Source organism: Enterobacter sp. 237C8 (genome assembly GCF_034106865.1).
GTDB lineage: Bacteria > Pseudomonadota > Gammaproteobacteria > Enterobacterales > Enterobacteriaceae > Enterobacter > Enterobacter asburiae_B.
The window spans coordinates 19,011-31,210 of the sequence record NZ_JAWNDF010000005.1 but is presented as its reverse complement, the minus strand read 5'-3'; the positions used below and the strand labels follow the sequence as shown (position 1 = coordinate 31,210).

The 12,200-nt window shown below is 56.3% G+C and carries 11 protein-coding genes; 3 read left to right on the top strand and 8 right to left on the bottom strand.

Going from position 1 to position 12,200, the window contains the following annotated elements:
• Positions 1-261 precede the first annotated feature (261 nt).
• Positions 262-1,278, top strand: coding sequence for an HTH-type transcriptional regulator GalR (galR, locus tag USF70_RS15230; protein ID WP_023309052.1), 1,017 nt, complete (start codon positions 262-264; stop codon positions 1,276-1,278).
• Here the strand turns inward: galR and USF70_RS15225 are convergent.
• A complete protein-coding gene (locus tag USF70_RS15225) occupies positions 1,239-1,715 on the bottom strand; it encodes a GNAT family N-acetyltransferase (protein ID WP_069303922.1) in 477 nt (158 codons plus the stop codon). The two genes, galR and USF70_RS15225, sit on opposite strands and share 40 nt — an antisense overlap.
• A gap of 229 nt (positions 1,716-1,944) precedes the next feature.
• Between USF70_RS15225 and USF70_RS15220 the strand changes: the two genes are divergently transcribed.
• Entirely contained in the window at positions 1,945-2,982 is a 1,038-nt protein-coding gene (locus USF70_RS15220) for a LacI family DNA-binding transcriptional regulator (RefSeq protein WP_320735763.1), read from the top strand.
• Here the strand turns inward: USF70_RS15220 and lysA are convergent.
• Positions 2,952-4,214, bottom strand: coding sequence for a diaminopimelate decarboxylase (gene lysA, locus USF70_RS15215; RefSeq protein WP_047060034.1), 1,263 nt, complete (start codon positions 4,212-4,214; stop codon positions 2,952-2,954). The two genes, USF70_RS15220 and lysA, sit on opposite strands and share 31 nt — an antisense overlap.
• 121 nt (positions 4,215-4,335) lie before the next feature.
• On the opposite strand from lysA, the gene USF70_RS15210 reads away from it, so the two are divergent.
• The gene (locus USF70_RS15210; RefSeq protein WP_320735762.1) at positions 4,336-5,262 is read left to right on the top strand and encodes a LysR family transcriptional regulator; all 927 of its coding nucleotides are present in this window, start codon (positions 4,336-4,338) and stop codon (positions 5,260-5,262) included.
• On the opposite strand, the gene USF70_RS15205 is transcribed toward USF70_RS15210, so the two are convergent.
• The 6 genes from USF70_RS15205 to USF70_RS15180 all read right to left on the bottom strand — a co-directional run bounded on the left by USF70_RS15205 (position 5,257) and on the right by USF70_RS15180 (position 12,184).
• Positions 5,257-5,949 carry an aspartate/glutamate racemase gene (locus USF70_RS15205; protein ID WP_320735806.1) on the bottom strand — a complete coding sequence of 231 codons (693 nt, stop codon included), beginning with the start codon at positions 5,947-5,949 and terminating at the stop codon, positions 5,257-5,259. The two genes, USF70_RS15210 and USF70_RS15205, sit on opposite strands and share 6 nt — an antisense overlap.
• Positions 5,950-6,036: 87 nt before the next feature.
• Entirely contained in the window at positions 6,037-7,161 is a 1,125-nt protein-coding gene (gene wzz(fepE) / locus USF70_RS15200) for an LPS O-antigen length regulator Wzz(fepE) (RefSeq protein WP_320735761.1), read from the bottom strand.
• Between the two features lie 218 nt (positions 7,162-7,379).
• On the bottom strand, positions 7,380-8,795 hold the full coding sequence (locus USF70_RS15195) for a sugar porter family MFS transporter (protein WP_032660200.1): 1,416 nt from the start codon (positions 8,793-8,795) through the stop codon (positions 7,380-7,382).
• Between the two features lie 313 nt (positions 8,796-9,108).
• Positions 9,109-9,870, bottom strand: coding sequence for a 2-dehydro-3-deoxy-D-gluconate 5-dehydrogenase KduD (gene kduD, locus USF70_RS15190; protein WP_064673498.1), 762 nt, complete (start codon positions 9,868-9,870; stop codon positions 9,109-9,111).
• A 63-nt stretch (positions 9,871-9,933) separates the two neighbouring features.
• Positions 9,934-10,770 carry a 5-dehydro-4-deoxy-D-glucuronate isomerase gene (gene kduI, locus USF70_RS15185; protein WP_320735760.1) on the bottom strand — a complete coding sequence of 279 codons (837 nt, stop codon included), beginning with the start codon at positions 10,768-10,770 and terminating at the stop codon, positions 9,934-9,936.
• A gap of 235 nt (positions 10,771-11,005) precedes the next feature.
• A complete protein-coding gene (locus USF70_RS15180) occupies positions 11,006-12,184 on the bottom strand; it encodes an acetyl-CoA C-acetyltransferase (protein WP_038417283.1) in 1,179 nt (392 codons plus the stop codon).
• Between the last annotated feature and the right edge of the window lie 16 nt (positions 12,185-12,200).

Below are 12,200 nucleotides of genomic sequence, written 5' to 3'. Positions count from 1 at the left end.
CTATCAATACCTCTGGGACTTTGACTGTATCAATCTCTTTAACGCCCTCGCCATCGGCCAATCGCAACAGCCTGAGGCAAAGTGTAACCAAAGGTTCAGATTGACATTCTTCAGACACGAATGCGCGTGTAACGATTACACTACCAGGGTTGTCCTGCGTCACGTTTGTGGAGCGCGGAAATCCGCTCCCCTTGAATGCGCGCCGCTTTTCCGCAACACTATTTGGTGTGTAAACGCTTACCCCCAATAAGAAGGTAATGAATGGCGACAATAAAGGATGTGGCCCGTCTGGCAGGTGTGTCTGTGGCAACCGTCTCTCGTGTGATTAACGACTCCCCAAAAGCCAGTGACGCATCGCGCCAGGCGGTACAAACCGCCATGGAATCCCTGAATTATCATCCCAATGCCAATGCCCGCGCGCTCGCCCAGCAGTCCACCGAAACCATTGGGCTGGTAGTGGGTGATGTTTCCGACCCCTTTTTCGGCGCCATGGTGAAAGCGGTTGAACAAGTTTCTTATCAGACGGGCAATTTTTTGCTGATCGGCAACGGCTATCATAATGAGCAAAAAGAACGCCAGGCCATCGAGCAGCTGATCCGCCACCGCTGCGCCGCGCTGGTGGTTCACGCCAAAATGATCCCGGATGCCGAGCTGATTCACCTGATGAAGCAGATGCCCGGAATGGTGATCATCAACCGCATTATTCCCGGGTTTGAAAAACGCTGTGTGGCCCTCGACGACCGCTACGGCGCCTGGCTTGCGACCCGTCATCTGATTCAACAGGGCCATACCCGGATTGGCTATCTCTGTTCCAATCATCCGATTTCTGATGCGGAAGACCGCCTGCAGGGCTACTACGACGCTCTGCGCGAAAACGGCCTGCCGTGCAATGACCGTCTGGTGGCCTACGGTGAACCGGATGAGAGTGGTGGGGAACAGGCCATGACCGAGCTGCTCGGTCGCGGACGAAATTTCACGGCGGTTGCCAGCTATAACGACTCGATGGCCGCAGGGGCAATGGGGGTGCTGAATGACAACGGGATTGAGGTACCGGCAGAAATTTCGCTGATTGGCTTCGATGACGTGCTGGTCTCTCGCTACGTGCGCCCACGTCTGACCACCGTGCGCTACCCGATTATCACCATGGCAACGCAGGCCGCCGAGCTGGCGCTAGCGCTGGCTGAACAGCGCCAGCCGCCGGATATTACGCATCTGTTTAGCCCGACGCTGGTTCGCCGTCACTCCGTTGCTTCACCTGCGGAAGCGCAGAGCGAATAGCGATAGAGGTGAACCCGGGTGTTGGGGTATTCCAGCCCATCACCGATATACTGCCAGCCGTAACGTTCGTAGAAGTCGCGGCAGGCAGACCAGAGGTGCAGTTCTTCATATCCCGCCTGCGCGGCCCAGGTAATAACGTGCTGCTGTAGCTTTCCTGCCAGCCCCTTGCCTCGCGCCGCGTCGTCAACGTAGAGCGCCGCCAGCCACGGAAAGAGATCCTGACGGGTGATCAAATCGCAGCGCCAGAGCCCTACCGTACCAACAAGCTGTTCGTCTTCTACGGCGATAAAGGTCAACGGTAATGCTCCCGGCGTCTGGCTGTGCTCAACAATGCTGTGGAAAAATTCCCGAGAAAGCCCTTCGCCAAAGGCCTGCCAGAGCCAGTCGGTGACCTGCTCCGCATAGTGCGGTGCCTGGTAAAGCGGGAGGATGGCTATCTTATTCACGTTTCACCTGCGTTTTCTCATGTATTTGCTGGCCTGTCGCCCCAGCTCGGTTCGGCGATTATTTTACCAGAGTCAGACTATTTAGTTTTACTTCACGCAGGCCAGACGAATCGTGACCAAAAAGCGTGATCGTGGCAGAAGTTTTGCGCTTCCCGCATCGCTTATACGCCGTGAGGTCTGTGTTAAACTGCAAATCATTACGTGGAAGCAGGAATGTAGAATGGCAACAATGCTGGATGTCTCACTGCGTGCGGGCGTGTCGAAGGCTACCGTCTCGCGCGTGCTGAACGGCACAGGTCAGGTTAAAGAGAGTACGCGTCAGCAGGTCTTTGCTGCGATGGAAGAGCTGGGATATCGCCCGAACTTTCTCGCGCGTTCGCTGGCTAACCAGACCAGCAACAGCATTGGCCTGGTCGTCTCGACCTTCGACGGCTTTTACTTTGGTCGTCTTCTCCAGCAGGCGTCGCGGCAGACGGAAACTCACGGGAAACAGCTGATCGTCACCGACGGTCACGACGCGCCGGAACAGGAAGAACAGGCGGTGCAGATGCTGGCCGATCGCCAGTGCGATGCCATCGTGCTTTACACGCGCTACATGAGCGAAAAAGCGATCGTCAAACTGATGAACACCGTGAAAACGCCGCTGGTGGTCATTAACCGCGAAGTGAGCCAGGCGCCGGATCGCTGCGTGTTTTTCGAACAGCAGGATGCCGCATTTAAGGCCGTGGATTACCTGATCGCCCAGGGCCATCGGGAGATCGCCTGTATCACCGTTCCGATCCATACCCCAACCGGGAAAGCGCGGCTGATGGGCTACCGTAAAGCGCTGGAAAAGCACGGCATTCGTCTGGACGAGCGTCGGATAAAGTACGGCGATGCGGGAATGACGCGGGGATACGAGCTGTGCAAGGAGTTGATTGCCGACGGTGTGCCGTTTAGCGCCCTGTTTGCCTGTAACGACGATATGGCCCTGGGGGCGTCCAAAGCGTTACACCAGGCGGGGCTTAAAATTCCGCAGGATATTTCACTGTTCGGCTTTGACGATGCCCCAAGCGCGAAATGGCTGGAGCCTGCGCTCTCATCGGTTTATCTGCCCATCGACAATATGATTGTCACGGCCATCGATCAGGCGATCCGGCTGGCAAAAAACCAGCCGGTCAATGCTATCCCGCCGTTTACCGGCACGCTGGTGTTACGCGATTCGGTCACAACGGGGCCGTACTTTCATCAGATGAGTTCTAAAGCCAGCAGTTCCTGAATGGTCTGGCGACGACGGATCAGCCGTGCCTTGCCGTTATCAAACAGCACTTCCGGCAGCAGCGGGCGGCTGTTGTAGTTAGATGACATCGACGCCCCGTAGGCACCGGTATCATGCAGCACAAGATAATCACCCGGTTTGACCTCTGGCAGCGCGCGGGTCTCCACTTTACCGCCTTCCTGCTGGGTAAACACGTCACCCGATTCGCACAGCGGCCCCGCAACGACCGTCTCAACGCGCGGCGCCTGCGTTAAATCACGGCCGTCGGCAGCCAGGGCGGTAATGTGGTGATAGCTGCCGTACATGGACGGACGCATCAGATCGTTAAAGCCTGCATCAATCAAGACGAAGTGGCGAGACCCCATCTCTTTGACGCTGCGCACCTGCGAAACCAGCACGCCGGCTTCCGCCACCAGGAAACGACCCGGCTCAATTTCCAGTTTCACCGCGTGGCCCAGATGCGCGGCAATTTGGTCACGCGCGGCGCTCCACAGACCGTAATAGTGATCGGTATCGATCGCCTCTTCGCCTTCGCGATAAGGAATGGAGAGGCCGCCACCGGCTGAGATCGCCTCCAGATCCTGACCGAAGTCGACAACCTGGCGCACCATCGCGCCGCACACCTGCTCCAGGTGGCCATAATCCACGCCAGAGCCAATGTGCATATGAATCCCCACCAGCTTCAGGCCGTAGCGCTGTAATACCTCCAGCGCGGCAGGCATATCGGCATACCAGATCCCGTGCTTGCTGTTTTCACCGCCGGTATTGGTTTTTTGGCTGTGACCATGACCAAAGCCTGGATTCACGCGCAGCCAGACGCGATGGCCGGGAGAAACCTGGCCCAGCTGCTCCAGCATATCTACAGAACCGGCATTCACCGGGATCTGCAGTTCGTGGACGCGCGCAAGCGTCGCATCGTCGATCACATCGGCGGTGAAGACGATCGCGTCGCCGTCGGCTTTCGGATCGAATCCGGCCGCCAGCGCGCGCTCGATTTCGCCAAGCGAGACGGAGTCGACCTTCACGCCCTGCTCACGCATCAGGCGCAGAATATGAATATTGGAGCACGCCTTCTGGGCAAAACGCACCACGTCAAACTGATGCAGGGCGGCGATCTTCTCGCGAACGATCTGCGCGTCGTAGACCCACACCGGGCAGCCAAACTCGGCAGGCAGGCGCAGCAGGTTGTCGGCGTTCAAATCGGTCTCAGTCTGGTTCAGCGGGCGTGGCATGGTCTTCTCCGGGTAAATGCGTTTTGAAGATTACGCCACAGCGCGAAGAGAATAAAAAATATCGTTTTATCGCGAGTCTATGCAAAAATGATATGGACAGTTATCTGCTTTCAGGTGCCCTATGCCCGCCGTCAATTTACGCCACATCGAGATTTTTCACGCCGTGATGACCACCGGCAATCTCACCGAAGCCGCACAGATGCTGCATACCTCGCAGCCGACGGTGAGCCGCGAGCTGGCCCGGTTCGAGAAAGTGCTGGGGCTGAAGCTGTTCGAGCGCACCCGGGGCAGGCTTCACCCGACGGTGCAGGGGTTGCGCCTGTTCGAGGAAGTCCAGCGCTCCTGGTACGGACTGGACAGAATAGTGAGTGCTGCGGAAAGCCTGCGCGAGTTTCGCCAGGGCGAGCTGTCGATCGTCTGTCTGCCCGTCTTTTCGCAATCCTTTTTGCCGATGCTGCTGCAGCCCTTTCTGGCCCGATACCCGGAGGTCAGCCTCACTATCGTTCCTCAGGAATCCCCCCTGCTTGAAGAGTGGCTTTCGGCCCAGCGCCATGATTTAGGCTTAACCGAAACCCTTTCCACGCCAGCGGGAACGGCACGCACGGAGCTGATCTCGTTAGATGAAGTGTGCGTTCTGCCCGCCGGACATCGGCTTGCCGGTAAGGCAGTGCTCACGCCGGAGGATTTCCACGGGGAAAACTACATTAGCCTTTCGCAGACAGACAGTTACAGACAGCTGCTGGATACGCTGTTTGCCGAGCATCAGGTCAAACGGCGAATGGTGGTGGAAACGCACAGTGCGGCTTCGATTTGCGCGATGGTGCGTGCAGGCGTCGGCGTCGCGGTTGTGAATCCGCTCACGGCGCTGGACTATGCCGGAAGCGGGATCGTCATCCGCCGCTTTAGCGTCTCCGTCCCGTTCACCGTGAGCCTGATCCGCCCGCTGCACCGTCCGGCTTCCGCGCTGGTGGACGCTTTCACCGAACACTTAATGGAGCACGCGCGTCAGGTGGCGCTTCGTTTACCTGACCTGCAAAACCTCTCATGACAGCATAAACGCCACGGCATCTGCCGCGTGAATGGCGGTGGTATCAAATACCGGGACGGGGCTTCGATCGGCCGGCACCAGCAGGCCGATCTCGGTGCAGCCGAAGATCACCCCTTCTGCCCCCTGCTGCGCCAGCTTTTCAATCACGCTGACGTAATACGCCCGGGAAGATTCGCTGAAGGTACCGAGGCAGAGCTCGTCAAAGATAATCTGATTGATGCGCGCCCGATCGTCTTCATCCGGGATAAGGCTCTCGATCCCAAATTCACTGTGCAAACGCCCGCGATAAAAATCCTGTTCCATGGTGTAGCGTGTGCCCAAAAGCGCTACGCGGCGCATCCCGGATGCCGCAATCGCACGCCCGGTCGCGTCCGCGATATGCAGAAACGGCAGCGAGCAGCGGTCCTCAATATGCGACGCTACATTGTGCATGGTATTGGTACAAAGCACGATACCCTCGGCGCCGGCACGCTCCAGTCCCAGCGCCGCCTGGGCCAGGATCTCTCCGGCTTTATCCCACTCCCCGCTCGACTGGCAGGCTTCAATTTCATGGAAATCAACACTGTGCAGCAGCAGGCTTGCGGAGTGCAGACCACCCAGACGCTGCTTTACCCCTTCATTAATCAGGCGGTAATAAGGGATTGTCGATTCCCAGCTCATTCCACCTAACAGGCCGATCGTTTTCATCATCCCTCCTTTTCTTTGTTTCTTTTTTAACACAACCGAAGTACATAAAAAAAGCGCTGTATTCAGCGCCTTTTTAAACTGCAGAGCTTATTTCCCCACCGGCTCTGGCGGCGAAGTACGGGTGAGCATCGCCTCGCGCAGTAAAACGCTACCGCAGGCAAACATCCCCCCCAGAAGCGCCGCCAGAACAACAATCAGAGCCTTGCCCGGGCCATCCTTTTTCACCGGCATGGAGGGAGAAAGCTGGTACCTGAATGGCTCAAGTTTAACATCGGAGAAGGAGAGCTTTTTCAGCTGTGCGAGGTAGTATTCCCTGTTCTGGAAATCCGCATTCAGCTCGGTCACGTCCTTCAAATTTTTTTCAATCTGCAGCTTTTGCGCGATACCGTCAGCACCGAGCGCAACGGAGTAATCCGGGTCATCTTTTACGGCCTGCCCGTTGCTGTAAACCGGCCTCTTGATGCCTGCGGCATTTGCCACTTCCAGCGAATAATTCAGTCGCTGCAGGTTGGTATTGTGAATATTGGTCAGACGAACTCGATCCAGTTCCAGCTGCTGCTCAACGACGTTCTTTTTCAAGGCGATCAGGTTGCGGATATTCTGCACCGTCTCTTTTTCTACAATAGCCGCGATATAATCAATGTACCCCGCCAGGACGGCTTGCGCATCGTCAGCTGTCGGCGCAGTAAAGCTCAATGTCCAGGAAACATAAGGCGTTTTATCCGCCTCTTTTCCCTGAGCGTTATTCACCGCTTTCATTCGATCTGAAATGTTGACTATCGCGCGATGCAGCTCAAGCGGATCCACCGTGGTGCCTTGCAGCTTCGATGTTACGTAAGGAGAGGTTGTCATATACTCTTCGAGTAATGACTGAGACTGGAACTTTTTAATAAACAGGTCAAAAATTTGCGGACGGGTGATCTTCACGTCCACATCAAGCACCTGTAACGCCACCATCATCTGGCGCAGTGGGTTCCACTGCAGCTGTTCTGCCGGGGTGATCACCGCTTTGCTGGTCCATTTCTGCGGCAGTAAAAATGAAACGGCCAGCCCCACCAGCGCGAAAGTAAAGATAATGGCAGCGATACGTTTTTTCGCCGCCAGAAGGACCTCAAACAATCCCAGAAGATCTATCTCTTTTGCGCTTACAGCCGGGGCGGCAAAACGGGGAAAGTCGAGGTCCGTGCTTTTTCTTAAATCCATTTCTGACATAGTGATTCTTCTTTTTCCGGCTGCAACGCGTCTTTGCTCAATTGATAGCGGTGGCCCGACAATTCAACAATCTAAGAAAAATCCTAATGCCAGTTCCCTCTCTGTGTCTACTCCCTACCAGAGTTAGTAGTGATCTTAGTCACATTATTATTGTGGCTAAGCCACCTTTTTCTTTTCCAGTTACGGCATAGAGTGAAGCCTTCGAACAGGCAAAACAATCACACGCCGATGTTCCGCAGTTTCTCTCCTGCCATCAGCTTGCGCTCGATATGTTCCAGCGTCACGCCTTTGGTTTCCGGGATCAGCCAGAACGTAACGCCAATAAACGCCACGTTCAGCACCGTATAGAGCCAGAACGTTCCGGCAGCGCCAATCGCGTCCAGCAGCGTCAGGAACGTCGCGCCGATGATCATGTTCGACACCCAGTTGGTGGTCGTGGAACAGGTGATGCCAAAGTCACGGCATTTGAGCGGCTGAATTTCGGAGCACAGGATCCACACCACCGGCGCGGCGCTCATCGCGTAACCTGCGATACACATCATGGTCATACCGACAGAAAGCCAGGAAAGCCCGCTTGAGGCCGTGCCGTTATCAAACTGCATCAGGCAGTAGCCCAGGATCAGCGTGCCGAGCGCCATCACGCTGAAGCCAATTTTCAGCGCCGGTTTACGCCCGGCTTTGTCCACGGTGAATACCGCAATAAAGGTGGCGAACATGAAGGTCAGCCCGACCACCAGAGTCGCAATCATCTGCTGTTCCGTGGTGGTAAACCCGGCCATTTTGAAAATGCGCGGCGCATAATACATGATGATGTTCATGCCGGTGAACTGCTGCATTGCCTGCAGCAACATACCGAGGAAGACCGCGCGGCGCACGTTGCGGTTGATCTTAAACAGCGCCCAGCCGCCCTGCTTTAGCTTCAGGCTTTCGCGGATTTCGTTCAGCTCTTCGCGCGCTTTTTCCGAGGTATCGCGCAGCATGCGCAGAACCTCTTCCGCCTCCACGTGACGCCCTTTTTGCGCCAGCCAGCGCGGGCTGTTTGGCAGGAAAATCACCAGGACGATCAGCACCAGCGCCGGTAAGGCCAGCACGCCCAGCATCGCGCGCCAGTTGCCGCTGTAGCTGAAGTAGGTGTCAGACAGGAACGCCAGCACAATACCCAGCGTGACCATCAGCTGATACATGCTGATCATCTTGCCTCGCACGTTTTCGCTCGCCATTTCGGAGAGATAAAGCGGCGCGGTGTAGGAGGCAATCCCCACCGCCACGCCCAGCAGCACGCGGGAGAGCAGGAGGATTTCAACATTAGCGGCAAACGCCGAGCCAATGGAGCCGGCAACGAACAGAATCGCCCCGACCATCAGGCTGTATTTGCGCCCCAGGCGGAACGACAGCCAGCCGTTGAACAGCGCGCCGATGGCCGCGCCGAGCATCATGCTGCTCACCACCCACTCCTGCAGGCGACTGCTGAGGGTAAAGTGATCGGTAATAAACGGTAATGCGCCGGCAATGACGCCGATATCCAGTCCAAATAACAGGCCCGCCACGGCGGCGGCAATGGAGACAAACTGGTTCATGCGGCGAGTATCACGCAGCGCAGCGGGCATTAGGGTAGAGTCATTTATCGATGTCATATTTTTCCTGCCTCAACAGCAAAATTCGTTAACTGAAATTACGAGAAAGCGAGGAAAAGTGTCAGGCAGGAAATCGCGAAGTTATGGATTATTCCGCTACGGCATACGGTTCTGTGATGGACATTACAATTTCAACTCGTGGCGAATAATCACGTATTTTTACTAATCAGTTAATATTTAAGCAATAAAAGTGTGATTGCCGTCATTTGCGATTTTTTAGTATGGATTTTTCATCTTTATCGATATGGACTAAGCCAATTATTGCGCAAAAAAAACCTCCGCCCACAGGCAGAGGTTCTTAATACAGGTGGAATTAACGCGCCAGCCAGCCGCCGTCTACAGCCACGGTGTAACCGTTGATGTAATCCGATGCGGAGGAGGCCAGGAAGACAATCGGCCCCATCAGATCGCTCGGCAGACCCCAGCGTCCCGCAGGGATACGCTCCAGGATCGCCGCGCTGCGCTCTTCGTCAGCACGCAGCTGCTGCGTGTTGTTGGTCGCCATGTAGCCCGGCGCAATCGCATTCACGTTGATGTTATGTTTCGCCCATTCGTTTGCCAGCAGGCGGGTCACGCCCATTACGGCGCTTTTGGACGCGGTGTAAGACGGCACGCGGATGCCGCCCTGGAACGAGAGCATAGAGGCAATGTTAATGATCTTGCCGCCTTTCCCCTGGGCAATAAAATGCTTCGCCGCCGCCTGGGACATGAAAAATACGCTCTTGATGTTCAAATCCATCACGTCATCCCAGTCGCGCTCGCTGAAGCCGATCGCGTCTTCGCGGCGGATCAGCCCGGCGTTGTTCACCAAAATGTCGATATGACCGAATTCAGCCACTGCGCGGTCCAGCAGTTCAGGAATGGCATCGATTTTACGCAGGTCAGCGGTCAGGCTCAGGAAACGGCGGCCCAGGGCCGTCACGCGTTCGATGGTCTCAGTCGGTTCAACGATATTAATTCCGACGATATCGCAGCCCGCTTCCGCCAGGCCTAACGCCATTCCCTGACCCAGCCCGGTGTCACACCCGGAAACCACAGCCACTTTCCCCTGCAGAGAGAATGCATCCAGAATCATGTTTATTCCTTACTCTTTCAGAGCCTGTCACTCACAGGCAGGTTTATGCTTCACCGCCCGCGACTAGCGCAGATCGCTGACCGCAACGTGGTCCATATCATCAAAGACCTGGTTTTCCCCCACCATTCCCCAGATAAAGGTGTAGGCTTTCGTCCCTACGCCGGAGTGAATGGACCAGCTCGGTGAAATCACCGCCTGCTCGTTGTGCATCACGATATGGCGCGTTTCGTGCGGCTGTCCCATCATGTGGAATACGCAGGCGTCCTCATCCATGTTGAAGTAGAAGTAGACTTCCATGCGGCGCTCGTGGGTATGGCACGGCATGGTGTTCCACAGATTGCCCGGTGCCAGCTCGGTCAATCCCATGCTGAGCTGGCAGGTCTCCAGCACGTCCGGCACGAAGTATTTATTGATGGTGCGGCGGTTGCTGGTGAGGTTATCGCCCAGCGTCACGGGTGCGACGTCTGCGGTGGTCACTTTTTTGGTTGGGTAGGTGGAGTGAGCCGGCGCGCAGTTGTAGTAAAACTTCGCAGGCCTGCTGCCGTCGATGCTGGCAAAGACCACGTCTTTCGCCCCTTTACCCACATACAATGCCTCGCGATGGCCAATCTCATAGCATTTTCCGTCTACGGTGATGGTGCCCGGCCCGCCGATGTTAATCACCCCCAGCTCGCGACGCTCGAGGAAGTAGCTCACGCCCAGCTGTTTACCGACCTCACCGCCCACGGAGACGCTTTTCGTGACCGGCAGAATCCCGCCCACAATGATGCGGTCGATATGGCTGTAAACCATGGTGTACCTGTCGGCCTCGAATACCTGCCCGACTAAAAATGCATTGCGCAGCCCCTGAGTATCCAGCGTTTTGGCGTGCGCACTGTGGATGCTTTCTCTGACGTCCACGGTAACCTCCAGATGTGATCATGCCCGAAGGCGGGAATAAACGAAACAGCGTTCCGTTTTTCATAATGAGCACATACTATCGGCATAAAGTGGGCTTTTCAATTACATTTAAAACAACGTTTCATTTTTATTTTTGTTTATAACGAAAATGATGTTCGGATCACAATTCAACCGCCGGGAGAAAAAGGACGCGAAAAAAAACCTCCCGGAGGAGGTCATTTTTAATGAGAAGAGGTTAGCGTTCGATGGCCAGCGCCACCCCTTGCCCGCCGCCTATACAGAGTGTGGCAATCCCTTTGCGGGCATTGCGCTTTTTCATTTCGTGGACCAGCGAAACCAGGATCCGGCAGCCGGACGCACCGATAGGATGGCCCAGCGCGATCGCGCCACCGTTAACGTTGACCCGCAGAGGATCCCACTCAAGCATTTTTCCGACGGAGATCGCCTGCGCGGCATAGGCTTCGTTCACTTCGATCAGATCCACATCCGAAAGCTGCCACCCCGCGCGCTCCAGGCAGCGGCGTGTCGCGTAGACCGGTGCGATCCCCATTAACGCAGGATCAACCCCTACGCTGGCGAACGCCTTAATGCGGGCCAGGACCGGAAGATCGAGTTCAAGGGCTTTGCTTTCGCTCATCATCATAACGGCGGCAGCGCCGTCGTTAATGGAAGAAGCATTTCCCGCCGTCACCGAGCCCTGCATTTCAAACGCGGGGTTCAGCCTCGCCAGGCCTTCTGCGCTGGCGTCAGTGCGCGGCTGTTCATCGGTATCCACGAGGATACGCTCGCCGCTCTGACGCTGCGTGCTGACCGGAACAATCTCGTCGCGAAAGCGACCGGAATCAATTGCCGCACGCGCTTTTTGCTGCGAGCTTAGCGCATAGGCATCCTGCACCTCACGGCTGATGCCGTACTCGCGCGCCAGGTTTTCCGCCGTCACGCCCATATGATAGTCATTGAACGCATCCCAAAGCCCGTCATGCACCAGGCTGTCGAGCAGCTGACTGTTGCCAAGCTGTGCGCCGGTCCGGCTGTCGGTCAACACGTGCGGCGCGCGGCTCATATTCTCCTGCCCGCCCGCTATGATCACGTCCGCTTCACCACACTGAATGGCTTGCGTCGCGAGATGCAGCGCTTTTAATCCTGAACCACAGACGTCGTTGATGGTGATGGCCGAAACGGTATTGGGCAGCCCGCCCTTCAGCGCCGCCTGACGCGCAGGGTTTTGCCCGGCACCGGCCGTGAGGACCTGTCCCAGGATCACCTCATCAACTTCATGTGCTGCGATCCCGCTGCGTTCCACCAGCGCTTTTACCACCACGCTGCCCAGGTCAACCGCCGAGTGACGCGCGAGCGCTCCCTGAAAACAGCCGATAGCTGTACGCAACGCACCCACTATTACGACATCTTTCATCACGACCTCTGTGTTA